Source organism: Micromonospora sp. NPDC049004, assembly GCF_040649315.1.
Lineage (GTDB): Bacteria > Actinomycetota > Actinomycetes > Mycobacteriales > Micromonosporaceae > Micromonospora.
On the sequence record NZ_JBEZFG010000005.1, the window covers coordinates 135,549 to 151,683 of the forward strand.

The 16,135-nt window shown below is 72.9% G+C and carries 13 protein-coding genes; 6 read left to right on the forward strand and 7 right to left on the reverse strand.

The features are described 5' to 3' along the window. Positions 1-39: 39 nt before the first annotated feature. From AB0B97_RS16820 to AB0B97_RS16840, 5 genes are read left to right on the forward strand one after another with little or no spacing between them, the layout of a single operon-like run. A complete protein-coding gene (locus AB0B97_RS16820) occupies positions 40-2,160 on the forward strand; it encodes a molybdopterin oxidoreductase family protein (protein WP_357494451.1) in 2,121 nt (706 codons plus the stop codon). Continuing rightward, positions 2,157-3,596, forward strand: coding sequence for an FAD-dependent oxidoreductase (locus tag AB0B97_RS16825; protein WP_357494453.1), 1,440 nt, complete (start codon positions 2,157-2,159; stop codon positions 3,594-3,596). The genes AB0B97_RS16820 and AB0B97_RS16825 overlap by 4 nt, the downstream gene beginning before the upstream one ends. Next, positions 3,593-6,127, forward strand: a complete 2,535-nt coding sequence (gene nirB / locus AB0B97_RS16830; protein ID WP_357494455.1) for a nitrite reductase large subunit NirB — start codon at positions 3,593-3,595, stop codon at positions 6,125-6,127. Before AB0B97_RS16825 ends, nirB begins: the two co-directional genes overlap by 4 nt. After that, a complete protein-coding gene (gene nirD / locus AB0B97_RS16835) occupies positions 6,124-6,471 on the forward strand; it encodes a nitrite reductase small subunit NirD (protein ID WP_357494457.1) in 348 nt (115 codons plus the stop codon). Before nirB ends, nirD begins: the two co-directional genes overlap by 4 nt. Further along, positions 6,471-7,559, forward strand: a complete 1,089-nt coding sequence (locus tag AB0B97_RS16840) for a uroporphyrinogen-III synthase (RefSeq protein WP_234589280.1) — start codon at positions 6,471-6,473, stop codon at positions 7,557-7,559. The genes nirD and AB0B97_RS16840 overlap by 1 nt, the downstream gene beginning before the upstream one ends. A 43-nt stretch (positions 7,560-7,602) precedes the next feature. On the opposite strand, the gene AB0B97_RS16845 is transcribed toward AB0B97_RS16840, so the two are convergent. The 5 genes from AB0B97_RS16845 to AB0B97_RS16865 all read right to left on the reverse strand — a co-directional run bounded on the left by AB0B97_RS16845 (position 7,603) and on the right by AB0B97_RS16865 (position 12,820). Next, positions 7,603-8,226 carry an ATP/GTP-binding protein gene (locus AB0B97_RS16845; RefSeq protein WP_234589279.1) on the reverse strand — a complete coding sequence of 208 codons (624 nt, stop codon included), beginning with the start codon at positions 8,224-8,226 and terminating at the stop codon, positions 7,603-7,605. Next, positions 8,207-8,572 (reverse strand): DUF742 domain-containing protein, encoded by a 366-nt coding sequence (locus AB0B97_RS16850; protein ID WP_007465174.1) that lies wholly within the window; start codon positions 8,570-8,572, stop codon positions 8,207-8,209. The genes AB0B97_RS16845 and AB0B97_RS16850 overlap by 20 nt, the downstream gene beginning before the upstream one ends. Before the next feature lie 89 nt (positions 8,573-8,661). Further along, a complete protein-coding gene (locus tag AB0B97_RS16855) occupies positions 8,662-9,069 on the reverse strand; it encodes a roadblock/LC7 domain-containing protein (protein WP_007465177.1) in 408 nt (135 codons plus the stop codon). After that, positions 9,066-12,278 carry a nitrate- and nitrite sensing domain-containing protein gene (locus tag AB0B97_RS16860; protein ID WP_357494459.1) on the reverse strand — a complete coding sequence of 1,071 codons (3,213 nt, stop codon included), beginning with the start codon at positions 12,276-12,278 and terminating at the stop codon, positions 9,066-9,068. Before AB0B97_RS16860 ends, AB0B97_RS16855 begins: the two co-directional genes overlap by 4 nt. Positions 12,279-12,673: 395 nt before the next feature. Next, positions 12,674-12,820 (reverse strand): hypothetical protein, encoded by a 147-nt coding sequence (locus AB0B97_RS16865; RefSeq protein WP_357494986.1) that lies wholly within the window; start codon positions 12,818-12,820, stop codon positions 12,674-12,676. Here AB0B97_RS16865 and AB0B97_RS16870 point away from each other — a divergent pair. Then, positions 12,771-13,904 carry an ABC transporter substrate-binding protein gene (locus AB0B97_RS16870; protein ID WP_357494954.1) on the forward strand — a complete coding sequence of 378 codons (1,134 nt, stop codon included), beginning with the start codon at positions 12,771-12,773 and terminating at the stop codon, positions 13,902-13,904. The two genes, AB0B97_RS16865 and AB0B97_RS16870, sit on opposite strands and share 50 nt — an antisense overlap. 205 nt (positions 13,905-14,109) lie before the next feature. Here AB0B97_RS16870 and AB0B97_RS16875 read toward each other — a convergent pair whose 3' ends face one another. Both AB0B97_RS16875 and AB0B97_RS16880 read right to left on the reverse strand, forming a co-directional pair. Beyond that, complete coding sequence (locus tag AB0B97_RS16875) at positions 14,110-14,970, reverse strand: ABC transporter permease (protein ID WP_357494461.1); 861 nt, start codon at positions 14,968-14,970, stop codon at positions 14,110-14,112. Positions 14,971-15,070: 100 nt separating this feature from the next. Next, entirely contained in the window at positions 15,071-16,102 is a 1,032-nt protein-coding gene (locus AB0B97_RS16880) for an ABC transporter substrate-binding protein (protein ID WP_234583413.1), read from the reverse strand. Positions 16,103-16,135: the final 33 nt, after the last annotated feature.

The window sequence follows — 16,135 nt, forward strand, 5'->3', positions numbered from 1 at the left end:
ACCCGGACCGGAAACCGCCCGCCGGCACGCTTTCGGGACATGACAGACGGTGCACGGCCGGCAACTCGACCGGGGCGAACCCCCCGGGAGGTGGCGACGCACTGCCCGTACTGCGCCCTCCAGTGCGGGATGACGCTGCGCGAGGACGACACCGGGGTGAGCGTGCTCCCCCGCCAGTTCCCCACCAACCGGGGCGGGCTCTGCCAGAAGGGCTGGACGTCCGCCGAGCTGCTCGACCACCCGGACCGGCTGACCACCCCGCTGCTGCGCGACCCGGTCAGCGGCGAGCTGCGCCCGGCGACCTGGGACGCCGCGCTGGACCGGATCGCCACCGGCCTGCGCGCCATCCAGGGCAGCTCCGGTCGGGACGCGGTCGCCGTCTTCGGCGGCGGCGGGCTGACCAACGAGAAGGCGTACGCGCTGGGGAAGTTCGCCCGGGTCGCGCTGCGCACCCGCAACATCGACTACAACGGACGGTTCTGCATGTCGTCGGCGGCCGCCGCCGGCCTGCGCGCCTTCGGTGTCGACCGGGGACTGCCGTTTCCGCTGGCCGACCTCGGCCGGGCCGACACCCTGCTGCTGGTCGGCGCCAACCCGGCCGAGACCATGCCGCCGCTGGTGCGCTGGCTCACCGAGCAGCGCCGGGGTGGCGGCCGGCTCATCGTCGTCGACCCCCGCGTCACCGCCACCGCCCGCCAGGCCGACCTGCACCTGCAACCGCTGCCCGGCACCGACCTCGCCGTGGCCAACGCGTTGCTGCACATCGCGCTCACCGAAGGGTGGGTCGACCAGGCGTACGTGGCCGAGCGGACCAGCGGCTTCGACGTGGTCCGCCGCAGCGTCGCCGCGTGGTGGCCGGCCCGCGCCGAGCAGCTCTCCGGCGTGCCGGTGGCCGACCTGGAGGCGACCGCCCGAGCGCTGGGCACCGGCGGCCGCGTGATCATCCTGACCGCGCGCGGCGCCGAGCAGCACGCCAAGGGCGTCGACACCGTCACCGCGTACGTCAATCTCGCTCTCGCTCTGGGCCTGCCCGGCCGCGAGGGCTCGGGGTACGGCTGCCTCACCGGCCAGGGCAACGGTCAGGGCGGGCGGGAGCACGGGCAGAAGGCCGACCAGCTCCCCGGCTACCGCAGGATCGACGACCCGGCGGCCCGGGAACACGTCGCCGGTGTCTGGGGCGTGCCGGCCGACGACCTGCCCGGCCCGGGCGTGCCGGCCTACCAACTGCTCGACTCGCTCGGCACCCCTGACGGCCCCCGCGCGTTGCTGGTGTTCGGCTCGAACCCGGTGGTCTCCGCTCCCCGGGCGGCCCGGATCGAGGGCCGGCTGCGCGACCTCGACCTGCTGGTCGTCGCCGACCTGCTGCTCTCCGAGACGGCGGCGCTGGCCGACGTGGTGCTGCCCACCGCGCAGTGGGCCGAGGAGGACGGCACGATGACCAATCTGGAAGGCCGCGTGCTGCGCCGACGGGCCCTGCGCCCGCCTCCGCCGGGCGTCCGGACCGACCTGGCCATCCTCGCCGACCTGGCGGCGAGGTTGGGCGACGCCGAGACGGCTGCGGCGCGGTTCCCGACCGACCCGGCCACCGTGTTCGCCGAGCTGCGCCGGGCCTCCGCCGGAGGGGTCGCCGACTACGCGGGCATCGACTGGGCCCGGATCGACGACGCCGACGGTGTCTTCTGGCCCTGCCCCAGCGCGGACGGGCCGGACACGCCACGGCTCTTCGCCGACCGGTTCGGCACCCCGGACGGCCGGGCCCGGTTCCACGCCGTGGACCACCGGCCGGCGGCCGAGGAGGTCTGCGCCACCTATCCCCTGCACTTCACCACCGGCCGGGTGCTCGCCCAGTACCAGTCCGGCACCCAGACCCGCCGGGTGGCCGCGCTGCGCCGCGCCGCGCCCGAGGCGTTCGTCGAGCTGCACCCCGACCTGGCGGCCCGGCTGGGCATCGACGACGGCGACCCGGTGCGGGTCACCTCCCGCCGGGGCGAGCTGCGCGCGCCGGCCCGCCTCAGCTCGGGCATCCGACCGGACACGGTCTTCGCACCGTTCCACTGGTCCGGTGCCGGCCGGGCCAACTCGGTGACCAACGACGCGGTGGACCCGATCTCCGGGATGCCCGAGTTCAAGATCTGCGCGGTCCGGGTGGAGAAGGCATGACGGCCCGGGTGGTGATCGTCGGCAACGGGATGGCCGGTGCCCGGCTCGCGGCCGAACTGCACGCCCGCGAGGGAGACCGGAAGGTCACCGTGCTCGGGGCGGAGCCGCACCGCGCGTACAACCGGATCATGCTCTCCACGCTGCTGACCGGCCGGATCGCCGAACCGGACGTGGAGCTGACCGAGGCCGCCGGGCACGGCATCGATCTGCGCCCCGGCGTACCGGTGACCGCTGTGGACCGGTCCGCCCGCGAGGTCCGCACCGGCGACGGCGAACGAATCTCCTACGACCACCTGGTGCTGGCCACCGGCGCGCGGGCGGTGGTGCCGCCGCTGCCCGGCCTCGACCCGACCGACCTGCCGCAGCGGGTCGTTCCGTTCCGGACCCTTGACGACTGCCGCCGGATCCTCGCCGTCGCCGACGGGGCCCGCAGCGCGATAGTGCTCGGCGGTGGGCTGCTCGGCCTGGAGGCCGCCCGCGGCCTGGCCACCCGCGGGCTCGCCACCACTGTCGTGCACCACACCGGGCACCTCATGGAGCGGCAGCTCGACCCCGCGGCCGGCGCGGTGCTCGCCGGCACGCTCGCCGGGCTCGGCGTCACCATCCAGCTCGCGGTGCCGGCGACCGGAGTCGTCGCCGACGACGCCGGCGTCCGCCTCGACCTGGCCGACGGGCGGTCGCTGCACGCCGACCTGCTGGTGCTCTCCTGCGGCGTACGCCCCGACACCGCCCTCGCGCAGGCCGCCGGGCTGACCGTGCGGCGCGGCGTGGTGGTGGACGACCGGCTGCGCACCAGCGACCGGAGCATCTCGGCGATCGGCGACTGCGCCGAGCACGACGGCGCGCTCACCGGACTTGTCGCACCCGCCTGGGCCCAGGCCCGGGTGCTCGCCGACGTGCTGACCGGCACCGACCCGCTGGCCCGCTACCGACCTCGACCCGTGGTGACCCGGCTCAAGGCGGCCGGGATCGACCTGGCCGCGATGGGCGACGCCGCGGGCGGCGGGCCGGGCGAGGAGCTGACCTTCGCCGATCCCGCCCGGGGCACGTACGCGCGCCTGCGGATCCGCGACGAACGGCTGGTCGGCGCGATCCTGCTCGGCGACAACCCGGCGATCGGCACGGTGATCCAACTCTTCGACCGGGGTCACCCGGTGCCGGCCGACCGGCGGGCCCTGCTGCTGGGCCGGGCGCTCGGCGGGGCCGGCGCGGCGCCGAGCGCGTCACCGGCGCTGATGCCGGACGCGGCAGTCGTCTGCCAGTGCAACACGGTGACCAAGGGAGCGCTGGTGCGGTGCTGGCGCTCCGGTGCACGAACGCTCGACGCGGTGGTGGCGGGGACCCGGGCCGGCACCGGATGCGGCGGATGCCGGGATGCGGTCGGCGGCATCGTCGACTGGCTGTCCGAAGCGGAATCGGTGGAGGTGACGCGATGAGCGGTCAGGACCTGGTCGTCATCGGCAACGGCATGGTGGGGCAGCGCTTCGTCGACGCGCTGCGCGCCCGCGACCCGCAGGGCCGCTGGCGGGTGACGGTGCTGGCCGAGGAGGGGCGTCCCGCGTACGACCGGGTGCGGCTCTCGGCGTACTTCGACGGGGTGAGCGAGGACGAGCTCAACGTGCACACCCCGCACGACGGCGTGCGGCTGCGCCTCGGTGAGCCGGCCACTGCCATCGACCGCGCCCGGCGGGTGGTGACCACCGCCGTCGGCGAGTACGGCTACGACGCGCTGGTGCTGGCCACCGGGTCGTACCCCTTCGTGCCGCCGGTGCCCGGCGCCGACCTGCCCGGCGTGTTCGTCTACCGGACCCTGGACGACCTGGCGGCGATCCGGGCGTACGCGCGGGGACGGCGGGTCGGCGCGGTGATCGGCGGCGGGTTGCTCGGGCTGGAGGCGGCGAACGCGCTGCGCCTGCTCGGCCTGAGCACCGACGTGGTGGAGTTCGCGCCCCGGCTGATGCCGGTGCAGGTGGACCAGGCCGGCGGCGCGATGCTGCGCCGCTACGTCGAGGAGCTGGGCGTGCGTACCCACCTCGGGGTGGCCACCACCGCGATCCGCGCCGGCGCCGACGGCGCTGTCGACGCCCTGGAGCTGTCCGACGGCCGCGTGGTCGACGCCGAGCTGGTCGTGGTGGCCGCCGGCATCCGGCCCCGCGACGAGTTGGCGCGGGCCGCCGGCCTGCCGCTGGGTCCGCGCGGCGGGGTGCTGGTCGACGAGACCTGCCGCAGCGCCGACGAGCACGTCTGGGCCGTCGGCGAGTGCGCGGCGGTCGACGGCACCTGCCACGGCCTGGTCGCCCCCGGGTACGCGACGGCCGAGGTGGTGGCCGACCGGCTGGTCGGCGGCGCGGCGACCTTCCCGGGCGCGGACACCGCCACCAAGCTGAAACTGCTCGGTGTCGACGTGGCGTCGTTCGGCGACGCGCACGGCACCACCGAGGGCTGCCTGGACGTCACGTTCACCGACCCGGCCACCCGGGTCTACGCGAAGCTGGTCCTCTCCGACGACGCGCAGACCCTGCTCGGCGGGGTGCTGGTGGGCGACGCCAGCGCGTACCCGACGTTGCGGGCCAGTGTGGGCGGTCCGCTGCCGGCCGCGCCGCTGGCGCTGCTCGCGCCGGACGGCGGCGGCGCGGACGCCGGGGCACTGCCCGCCACCGCGCAGGTCTGCTCCTGCAACGCGGTGACCCGCGGCGACGTGGACGACGCCATCGCGGGCGGCTGCGCGGACGTGCCGGCGTTGAAGGCGTGCACGCGGGCGGGCACCAGCTGCGGCTCGTGCGTCCCGATGCTCAAGCAGCTCCTCGACGCGGCCGGGGTCGCGCAGTCCAGTGCGCTCTGCGAGCACTTCGACGTCGGCCGGCGGGAGCTGTTCGAGATCGTCCGCGTGCGCGGGATCCGCACGTTCTCCCGGCTGGTCGCCGAGCACGGGCGGGGGCGCGGCTGCGACATCTGCAAGCCGGTGGTGGCGTCGATCCTCGCCTCGCTGGGCAGCGGGCACGTGCTCGACGGTGAGCAGGCGTCGTTGCAGGACACCAACGACCACTTCCTGGCCAACCTGCAACGCGACGGCAGCTACTCGGTGGTGCCCCGGATCCCCGGCGGCGAGATCACCCCGGAGAAGCTGATCGTCATCGGCGAGGTCGCCCGCGACTTCCAGCTCTACACCAAGATCACCGGCGGGCAGCGGATCGACCTGTTCGGGGCCCGGGTGGAGCAGCTGCCGCAGATCTGGCGACGCCTGGTGGACGCCGGCTTCGAGTCCGGCCACGCGTACGGCAAGGCGCTGCGCACGGTGAAGTCCTGCGTCGGCGAGACCTGGTGCCGGTACGGGGTGCAGGATTCGGTGGGGCTGGCCGTGGCGCTGGAGCTGCGCTACCGCGGGCTGCGCGCGCCGCACAAGCTCAAGTCGGCGGTCTCCGGCTGTGCCCGGGAGTGCGCCGAGGCCCGCAGCAAGGACTTCGGCATCATCGCCACCGAGACCGGCTGGAACCTCTACGTCGGCGGCAACGGCGGCTTCCGGCCCCGCCACGCCGACCTGTTCGCCACTGATCTGTCGACCGAAGCACTGATTCGACTGATCGACAGATTCTTGATGTATTACATCCGCACCGCCGACCGGCTGCAACGCACGGCCGGGTGGATCGAGGCCATGGACGGCGGCCTGGACCACCTGCGCGCGGTGATCGTGGACGACTCGCTGGGGCTCTGCGCCGACCTGGACGCGGCGATGGCCCGGCACGTGGCGTCGTACTCCGATGAGTGGCGCGACGTGCTGGACGACCCGGAGCGGCTGCGCCGCTACACCTCCTTCGTCAACGCCCCCGACGTGCCCGACCCGTCGATCACCTTCGCCGTGGAACGCGGCCAGCCGGTGCCGGCACGCGCCCTGACGACCACCCGTCCCGAGCCGGCCGACACCCGCCGGCAGCCCGTCTCACTCGGCCTTCCGGAGGTACGGCGATGAGCCACACGAGCACGCTCGACTGGACCGCTGTCTGCCCCCTCGACCGGCTGGAACCGAACCGGGGTGCCGCCGCCCTGGTCGACGGCGTGCAGGTCGCCCTCTTCCACACCGTGGACGGGCTGTTCGCGATCGACAACCGCGACCCGGTCTCCGGGGCGTACGTGCTGTCGCGGGGCATCGTGGGCAGCCGCGGCGGAGTGCCGACGGTCGCCTCCCCGCTGCACAAGCAGGTGTACGACCTGCGCACCGGGGAGTGCCTGGACCTGCCCGGGATGGCCGTGGCCCGGCACGACACGCGCTGCCACGACGGGATCGTCGAAGTGCGGTTGCGACGGGAGGGCTGATGCGGGAAGAACTGGCCGGCTTCACCATCGGGGTGACCGCCGACCGGCGGCGCGACGAGTTGGCCGCGCTGCTCGAACGCCGGGGCGCCCGCGTGGTGCTCGCCCCGGCGCTGCGGATCGTGCCGCTGTCCGACGACACGGAACTGCGCGAGGCGACCCGCGCCTGCCTGGACCAGCCACCCGACATCCTGATGGCCAACACCGGCATCGGGATGCGCGGGTGGCTGGAGGCGGCCGAGGGCTGGGGGCTGGCCGAACCACTGCGTTCGGTGCTCGCCAGCTCGTACGTCGTCGCCCGGGGCCCGAAGGCACGCGGCGCGATCCGTGCGGCCGGGCTGCACGACCAGTGGTCACCGGCGTCAGAGAGCTGCGACGAGGTGGTCGATCACCTGCGCCGCCGTGGCGTGGCCGGGCAGGTGATCGCCATGCAGCTGCACGGTGAGCGGCAGCCCGAGTGCACGCTCGCGCTGGAGGCGGCCGGCGCCACGGTGATCGAGGTGCCGGTCTACCGCTGGGCGCCGCCGACCGACCCGGCACCGCTGCACCGGTTGATCGACCTGATCGCCGGCCGGCTGGTGGACGCGGTGACGTTCACCTCGGCACCAGCGGCGGAGGCGCTGTTGCGGGCCGCCGGGGACCGTACCGACGCGGTGGTGTCCGCGTTCCGCAGCGACGTGCTGGCCAGCTGCGTCGGAGCGGTGACCGCCGAGCCGCTGCTGCGGCACGGGGTGCCGGTGAGTGCGCCCGGGCGGGCCCGGCTGGGCGCGTTGGTGCGGACCATCGTCGACGAGCTGCCCCGCCGGACCGTGACGTTCAAGGCCGCCGGGCACCTGCTCACCCTGCGCGGACACGCGGCGGTGATCGACGGCGAGCTGCGCCCGCTCGCCCCCGCCCCGATGGCGGTGCTGCGGGCGCTGGCCCAGGCCCCCGGCCGGGTGCTGTCGCGCACGGCGCTGCTGCGGACCCTCCCCCGGGGCGCCGACGAGCACGCGGTGGAGATGGCGGTGGCCCGCCTGCGGGCCGGCCTACGCGCGCCGCGCGTGGTGCAGACCGTGGTCAAGCGCGGCTACCGGCTCCGGGTCGACTGACGCGTCGCGGCCGGCCCTGGTGTGCCGGCCACGACGCGGCGGTTCAGCCGACCGGCGTGGGGAAGCCCCTACCGTGCTCGGCCTGGAGCCGGAGCATGGCGTGCTCGACCACCGTCACCAGCACCTGCTTGACCGAATCCCGGTGCCGGGCGTCGGTCATCACCAGCGGCACCTGCGGCGAGATGGCCAGCGCCTCGCGGATCTCCTCCAACTCGTACTGGGGAGCGCCGTCGAAGTTGTTGAGCGCCACCACGTACGGCAGGTTGCGGTTCTCGAAGTAGTCCAGCGGGGCGAACGCGTCGGTGATCCGGCGGGTGTCCACCAGGACGGCGGCACCCACCGCACCTCGGATGATCTCGTCCCACATGAACCAGAAACGGGTCTGACCCGGTGTACCGAACAGGTACAGGATCAGGTCCTGGGCCATGGTGATCCGGCCGAAGTCCATGGCGACCGTGGTGGTCTCCTTGCCCGGCACCTTGGACGGATCGTCGATACCGACACCCGCGGCGGTCATCACCGCCTCGGTCGTCAGCGGCGTGATCTCGGAGATCGAGCCGACCAGGGTCGTCTTACCGACGCCGAAGCCGCCCGCGACGACGATCTTCGCGGAGACGATTCCCCGGCTCGGCCGCCCCCCAGCGGGGTCATAGCCTGCGAAGTCCACTTAGCACCCTTCCAAGCAGTTCCATCCGCTCCTCGAACCCCTCGGCGGGAGCAGCAGTGTGTAACGTCAGCAGGCTCTCGGCCACCATGTCGGCGACCAGCACCCGGGCGACGCCCAGCGGCATCCGGGTGTACGCGGCGATCTCCGCCAGCGACTGTGCACGGCCCTCGCAGACCGTGGCGATGCGGTGCTTGTCGTGCCCCGCGAAACGGGACTCGGCAACCTGGGTGGGAGAGGCCGTGAGGACCGCCTCCAGGGCGATGTCCTGCCGGGGCTCGGTACGACCACGGGTGACCGCGTACGGACGCACCAGAGCGCCGCGCGGGTCAGCGCGCCGTTGGTCCATCCACGATCACCTCCTCGTCCCCAGCGGAGCCGGCCCACACCGCCTCCCATCCCTGTTCCGGCGCGCGGTCCGCGCCGGGTCTTCCGGCGCTACGAACGCACCGCGTCCCTCGGCAGCGGCACCAGCGCGGCGCCGACCCGCTCCACCAGCAGTGCCATCTCGTAGCCCACCTGGCCCACGTCGCAGCTCCGCGCGGCCAGCACGGCCATCGACGAGCCGTCGCTGATCGACATGAGGAAGAGGTATCCGCTGTCCATCTCGATGACTGTCTGCAACACCCCGCCCGCGCTGAACATCCGGGCCGCGCCCTCGGTCAGGCTCACCACGCCGGAGGTGATCGCGGCGAGCTGGTCCGCCCGGTCCCCCGGCAGGTCCCGGGAGGACGCGAGCAGCAGCCCGTCGGCGGACACCGCCACCACGTGGGCGATACCCGCCACGCTGTCGGCGAAGTTGGTGAGCAGCCAACCCATGTCCTGCATGGCAGCTGGCCTGTTCATCGGCTCTCCTTGGTCGAGGTGCTGTTCAGGTCCGTGCCGGCCGTCCGACCACGCTGCACGCCGCGGTGGTAGGCCGACAACAGGCCGCGTACTTCATCGGGGGTCCGCCGGCTGCGGTCCCGGCCACCCTTCGGTTCGATGCCACCCGGCACGAGCTGCGCCTGCGGCACCCGCTTGGGCAGACCCGAGCGGGTGGTGCCGGCGGCGGCCGGCTCGGCGGCCCGGCTGGCCAGCGACCAGCCCTCGTCGGCCGCCGTCCGCCAGGCGTCCGGGTCCGTGGCCGGCGGGGGCGTGCTCGGCGGGGCAGCGGGGGCCGGGGCCGCTGCCGGCGCCGTCCGGGCGGCCGGCGGCGGGGTGTACGACGGCGGCGGTTTCGGCGTCGAGGCCCCACGACCGCCGGTGCTCGCACCGCCACGACCGGTGCTCGCACCACCGAATCCGTCCATGCTTCCCACGCTCTGCGCTCCCGTGCCCTCGGAACTGCCCGGGGTGCGGGTGGGCAGTGGCGGTCGGGCCGGCGCGGCCGCCGGCGCCGACGCGGTGGCCGCTTGACCGCCGTTGGCCGCCCGCGGGCCGGCGTCGGCGGGCGCGGGCGGGGTGTCGAACTGGGGCCGGGTGAAGATCGCGGTGGCGTCGTCGCCGTGCGACCGGAACCAGACCGCCTCCATCTCCCGGAAGATCGGCGCCTCGGCCGGGAACTCCGGCCGGGTGCTGACCGGTGCGGAGGGCGCCGGCGGCGTGGCCGGCGCGGCGGGCTGCACGGGCGGGGCCGGCGTCGCGGGCGGGGCGACCGCTCCGGGACCGGCGACCGGCCCGACGGGCAGCCCCGGCGCGCTCCGAGCGTCAGTGGTGTCGGCCGTCGAGCCGCGTCGGGGCAGCGCGCCGATGGTCGGGTACGCCACGGTCGGGCTGCCCACCGAGGTGCCCCCACCGTTGCTGTACGCCGGCCGGGCGGGCGGGACCGGGGTGGCCGGCGCGGTGGCGGGCGGCACCGTTGGGCGGGCCCCGGTGTAGCCGCCGGCCTGCACGGCCGGGGCGGTGTCCCGCGCGTCGACCGGAGACTGCCACTGCTCGGGCGTCGGGGCGCTGGTCCGCCACTGGTCGGGCAGCGTCGCCGCCGCGGTGCTGGCCCCGGCGTACGACTCGGCGTGGTTGACCGGGGTGAGCGGCGTCTGCTCGACAGCCATCGGCTGGCGCGGACGGGTGAGCACCTGCTCGCGGCCCCGGTTGCTCGGCAGGACCACGGTGGCGGCGGGCAGCGTCACCTGGGCGACGGTGCCGCCCTCCACGTTGCGGCGCAGCTCCACCCGGATGCCGTAGCGGGAGGCGAGCCGGCTCACCACTGCCAGACCCATCAGCCGGAACGCGGCGACGTCCACGCTCGGCGGGGCGGCCAGCCGGCGGTTGAGCGAGTCGAGCTGCTCGTCGGTGAGGCCGAGCCCGCGGTCCTCGATCTGGATCAGGACGTAGTCGCGGATGCGGCGACCGTCGGCGACGACGGTCGTGTTCGGCGGCGAGAACCGGGTGGCGTTGTCCAGCAGCTCGGCGACGAGGCGTACGACGTCGTTGACGGCGTGCGCGGCAACCGAGATGTCGGTGTCGACGGTGCCGAACTCGATGCGGTTGTAGAGCTCCACCTCGGACTGCGCGGCGCGCAGCACGTCCACGACCAGCGCGTCGTCGCGGCGCGGTACGGCCGAGTCGGCGCCGGCGAGGACCAGCAGGTTCTCGTCGTTGCGGCGCATTCGGGTGGCCAGGTGGTCCAACTCGAAGAGCTGGGCCAGCCGCTTCGGGTCCTCCTCGCCGCGCTCGATCGCGTCCAGCTCGCCGATCATCCGGTCGACCAGGGTCTGACTGCGGCGGGCCAGGTTGAGGAACATCGCCGAGACGCTGGTGCGCAGTGCTGCCTGCTCGGCGGCGACCCGCACCGCTTCCCGGTGGACGACGTTGAAGGCCAACGCCACCTGACCGACCTCGTCCCGGCTGTTCAGCTGGATCGGGTCGCGGACCTGACGGACGATCTCGTCCACGCCACCGTCGCCCACGCTGCCCATGTTCTGCAGGCGCTGCACGGCGTCCGGCAGGTCGTGGTTGGCCACCGAGAGCGCGCCCTCGCGCAGTCGGCGCAGCGAGTGGTTCAGCGACCGGGCCAGCACCACGGCCAGCGACACCGCGATGATCAGGGTGAGCAGCACCAGGATCGACTCGACCACGGCCTGCCGGATGACGTCCGAACGCGCCTGGTCGGCCTGGTCGAGCAGCCGGTTCTGCAGTTGAACCTCGGCCCAGCGCATCAGGTCGTTGACCGCGCCGATGGCGGCGGTGGCGTCCTGAGCGCTGACCAGCGGGCGCTGCCCGACGGAGCGGGTGATGTCCGTGGCGACCCGGTCGGAGAGGCCGACGGCGTCGCCGGAGACGGTGCTGTCGACGAGGGCCCGCTGCACCGGATCAGCGGCGAGCGAGAAGGCGACCAGGGACTCCTGCTGGCTGGTCAGCGTGGCCACGAAGGAGGAGAACTGCTCCGGGTCGAGCTGGCCGGCGGTCAGCGCCGTGAAGGCGACCGCCTCCTCCTCGGCGACGGCCGCCTTGGCGCGGGCGAACGCGGCGACCGCACGGCGGCTGTCCGACAGGCTCTCCTCGCCGGGCAGCTGGGCCAGCCCGTCGCCGTAGGCGACCAGGTCGGTGAGGATGACGCCGTAGCGCAGCACCGCCTCGGCGACCGCCATGGCGTCATCCTGCCGGCGGTCCAGCACCTCCTGGCGGGTGCCGTCCAGGGTGGACAGGTGGTCGTCGATAGCCGCCAGCCGGTCCCGCAGCGCCGCCGGCACGTCGCCGATGCGGCCCCGCTCGGCGTTGTACTGGTCCACGCGCTGCTGCGTCTCGCGCACCCGCAGGTTGTACGCGTCGGCGGACTGTCGGGGAGCGGCCAGGTAGGCCGCGGCGGCCATCCGCTCGGCCTGGAGATCCTGGGTGAGCGCGCTGACGTCGATGGAGAGCGCGGTGAGGGACCGGGCTCGGGTGGCGTCGTAGGCGCCCTCGCCCACCGAGATGAGCCGGACGGTGGCCAGCGCGATGACGGCGGCCACCGGAACGACCAGAATCAGCGCCAGCTTGGACCGGATCCGGGCGTCCCGCAGCCTCGGTAGGCGCCGGCGCGTACGACGAGCATTCTCGCCGAGCGCGGGCAGGGTCGTCGGTCCGGTGCTCACGACATCGCCTCCGTCGTTTCTTCCCCGCCTGGCCCGCCGAACCGTGCCGTGGGCGGAGGGGACCACGCGCGGCACGGCCGCGATTTCATCAGAGAAGATCGTGTTTGGGAAGCCGCAGTGAGGCAGGAAACGGTCGGACGGCGCGGAACCCGTGATCCGGTCAACTGATACCTTCATTTCCGCAAGCCCCTGAACAGGGCATGTAACTCCAGAGTGGTCACGCGTGTATGCAAAGTGAGCTTTTGCAAACATTGCGTTACCCCAGCATGTGGGATGGCCGTCCCGAAAATGCAACCGGGGTCCGCGCTTGACCACAGCGCCGGCCATTGGCAAGGTTTTGCAGGCTTCGCGCACACCGTACGGCAGAGGAGATCCCGTCCTCCACTGAGGACGGATTAGCGGCGGTGACCGGGCAGCGCCCGCGCCCGCACCTGGAGGACTGAGTTGAGCCCCATCCGCTCCGCGACCATCGCGGCGCTCGCATCGGCCGTAGTGGCCACCACGCTCACCGGCTGCCAGTTCGGTGGAACGGAGCAGGACACGAGTCCGATCGTGATCGCTGCCGATCTCGAACTCTCCGGGGCTGCGGCCCCGATCGGTCAGACATACCAGCGGGCCCTGAAACTCAAGGTCGAGCAGTTGAACTCCTCCGGAGCACTCAACGGCCGGAAGATCGATCTGAAGGTCAAGGACAACCGTTCCGACGCCGCCGAGTCACTGCGCAACATCGCCGACTTCAGCAGTGATTCCCAAGTCAGCGCCATCGTCATGGGCGGCTGTAACGAATGCGCGGTCGGCGCGGTCGGCGTCATCAACGACAAGCGGATTCCCACCATTGCGCTCGCCGCTTCCGGAGCGATCGCCAGCCCGGTCGCCGAGCGGCGCTACGTGTTCAAACTCGGTCCGAACGCGGCGGACAGCGCCGCGGCGCTCACCACCGAACTGCGGCGCAAGAACGTCCGCAAGGTGGGCCTGCTCGCCAGCAACGACGACTACGGCCGGGAGGGCGTGCTCGCGCTACGCCGCGAACTGACCAAGGCCAGCATCAAGGTCGCCGGTGAGGAGTCGGTGAAGACCACCGACACCGAGGTCGGCCAGCAGGTCACCAAGCTCACCAAGCTCAAGCCCGACGCACTTGTCGTCTGGACCCCGCCGGAGCAGGCCGCGCTGGCCGCGACAAGCGCCCAACAGGCCGCGTTCCGGGGGTCGCTGTTCTTCGACGCGGGAGCGGCCGGCGATCTCTTCCTCGGCACTGCGGCCCGAGCCACCGAGCGGGCCACGCTGATCTTCACCCAGACCATGGTGATCGACGACGTGATCGCCACCACCCCGGCGAAGGCGGCCCGGCGGCAGTGGTTCCAGGACTACACGGCCCGCTTCGGCGGCTACAACGGGTCCTCGTCCTTCGCCGCCGACGCGATCCAACTGATCGCCGACGCCGAACTGCGGGCCGGCGGCCCGGCCGGAAAGGTCGACCGGGACGGCATCCGCGACGTGCTGGAAACGTCCCAGATCGACGGCCTCTCCGGCCCGATCCGCATGACGCCCGACAACCACTCCGGCCTCATGCCGCAGGCGCTCACCACGCTTGTCGCCCGCAACGGGCGCTGGCGTCTGGCGGGGTAACGCTCGGGCCCGCCGGTGCCTGGTGCATCGTGCTCGGCGTTGGGGTTGTGGCCTACCGTCCCCGGCTCCGGGCGGTCAGGCTTGATCCCTCCGCCGGGCACGGTAGGCCACAACCCTCCCGCGTCACGGTTACTGCAAAGGGCCGGCCTCCTTGTCGGGGCCGGCCCTTCGTGTTTCCTTGTTGGTCTTGTCTTGCCTTTTGGGGTCAGCGGCTGCTGGTGGTTTCCCGTACCCAGGGCAGCGCGAACCGCTCGATGAGCACGAGCGCGGAGTAGAGCAGGATGCTGACCAGCGCCACGAGCATGATCGCCGCCCAGGCGGTGGCGGTGTCGCCGACGCCCGCGTACTGGGTGATCACGTAGCCCAGGCCGCTCTCCCCGGCCTGGAACTCACCGATCACCGCGCCGATGGCCGCCAGCGGCATGGCCACCTTGAGCCCGACGAAGATCTGTGGCAGCGCCGCCGGGAACCGCACCTTGCGGAACGCCTGCCAGCGGGAGGCGTTCCACGACCGCACCAGCTCGGCCAGGTCGGCCGGCGTGGTGGTCAACCCCGTCGCGGTGGACAGCACGATGGGGAAGAAGCAGAGCAGGAACACCATGGTCAGGATCGGCTTCTGGCCCCAGCCCAGCGCCACCACCAGCAGTGGCCCGAGGGTGATCTTCGGCACGGCGTTCACCGCGACCAGCAGCGGGGTGAACATCCGCTCGACAGTGTGCGAGCTGGCCAGGGACAGTCCGATCAGGACACCCGCAGCGGCTGACAGGACGAAGCCGATCAGGATCTCCAGCAGGGTGGTCCCGGTGTGCTCCAGCATCTGGGCGGGCTTGTCGACGAACGCGCTGAGCACGTCCCCCGGCGGCGGCAGGGCGGCCGGGTGGACCAGTTCCAGCCGGGCGATCAGCCACCAGGCGGCCAGGGCGACCACGAGACCGGCCGCGGGCAGCAGCGCCGCCCCGGTCCCCGCGCGCAGGCCGGCGCCCCGACCCGCCCGACGTGCCTCCGGTCCGGTGCCCGGGGGTGGGGGCACCGTCACCGCCGACTCGGCTGAGCGGACGTCGGTCATCTTGTCCTCCTCGTAATTCGCCGGCCGCGGGGACCGACGAGCGACGGGGGTACGTCCCACCGGATCCGGTGGGACGTACCCCCTGGTGACGACCGGACGATCAGGCCTTCGGCGCGAGGCTGAAGTCGATGATCTGCTCGGGGGTGATGTTCTGCTTGAGCGCGCCCGCGCCCTGCAGGATCGCGATGCTCTTCGCGACCCGGCCGCTGTCCAACGTGCCGATCGCGGTGCCGGAGTTGCCGGAACGCACGTACGCGGCCATCAGGTCCAGCTCGGCGGCGGCGGCGGCCGGGTTGGCGGCGTCGACGTTCTTCTTCAGGATCTCGCCGGCCTCCTTGGAGTTCGCCAGGCTGTACTCCAGGCCCTTGAGCAGCGCCGCGGTGAACTTCTTCACCATCTCCGGCTTCTCCTTGGCGATCTTCGAGGAGGTGATCAGCACGTTGCCGTAGAGGTCCTGCATCACGTTGCTGTACGGCAGCATGACTGCCTTCTTCTTGGCCACCGCCTCGATCGTCGGCTGGCCGACGACGAACTGGCCGATGCCGTCCACCGACCCACTGGCCAGGGTGCCGATCAGCGCCTGGGCCTCACCGTTGACCCAGGTCACCTTGCTGGCGTCCACACCGGCGAGCCGGGCGTACGTCGGGAACAGGTTGCGGACCACGGAGCCGGGGGTGTCGGCGAGCTTCTTGCCCTCCAGGTCCTTGGGCGAGTTGATGTTCTTGCCCTCGACGGTGGCGATGCCGGCCATCGTGCGCTGCTGGATCGCGGCCACCGCCGTGAAGTCCTTGGCCTGTCCGTTGCCGAGCTGGAGCAGACCACCGGTGAGGTCGATCGGTCCGAAGTCCGCCTGGCCACCGACGACGGTCTGGATCACGCCACCGGTGCCCTGACCGGCCTTGATGTCGACGTCGAAGCCGGCCTCCTTGAAGAAGCCCTTGTCCTTCGCCACCCAGGCGTAGGAGTCACGGCCGAAGTTGCCGAAGGAGGTGAGGTACGTCACCTTCGTCAGCTCTCCGTCCTTGCCGCCCTTGGCGTCGTCGGACGAGTCCGACCCGCTGCTGCAGGCGGAAACAAGGGCAAGGGCGGTGGCCAGCGCGGCCGCAGCGACCGTACGGGTCAGCCTTCTCATCAGTGCACCATGTCCTTTCCGACCGGGGCCGCA

Coding starts and splice junctions, on each gene's coding strand:
- AB0B97_RS16820 (WP_357494451.1), top strand. CDS start 40: ATGACAGACGGTGCACGGCCGGCAACTCGACCGGGGCGAACCCCCCGG.
- AB0B97_RS16825 (WP_357494453.1), top strand. CDS start 2,157: ATGACGGCCCGGGTGGTGATCGTCGGCAACGGGATGGCCGGTGCCCGG.
- nirB (WP_357494455.1), top strand. CDS start 3,593: ATGAGCGGTCAGGACCTGGTCGTCATCGGCAACGGCATGGTGGGGCAG.
- nirD (WP_357494457.1), top strand. CDS start 6,124: ATGAGCCACACGAGCACGCTCGACTGGACCGCTGTCTGCCCCCTCGAC.
- AB0B97_RS16840 (WP_234589280.1), top strand. CDS start 6,471: ATGCGGGAAGAACTGGCCGGCTTCACCATCGGGGTGACCGCCGACCGG.
- AB0B97_RS16850 (WP_007465174.1), bottom strand. CDS start 8,572: ATGGACCAACGGCGCGCTGACCCGCGCGGCGCTCTGGTGCGTCCGTAC.
- AB0B97_RS16855 (WP_007465177.1), bottom strand. CDS start 9,069: ATGAACAGGCCAGCTGCCATGCAGGACATGGGTTGGCTGCTCACCAAC.
- AB0B97_RS16875 (WP_357494461.1), bottom strand. CDS start 14,970: ATGACCGACGTCCGCTCAGCCGAGTCGGCGGTGACGGTGCCCCCACCC.
- AB0B97_RS16880 (WP_234583413.1), bottom strand. CDS start 16,102: ATGAGAAGGCTGACCCGTACGGTCGCTGCGGCCGCGCTGGCCACCGCC.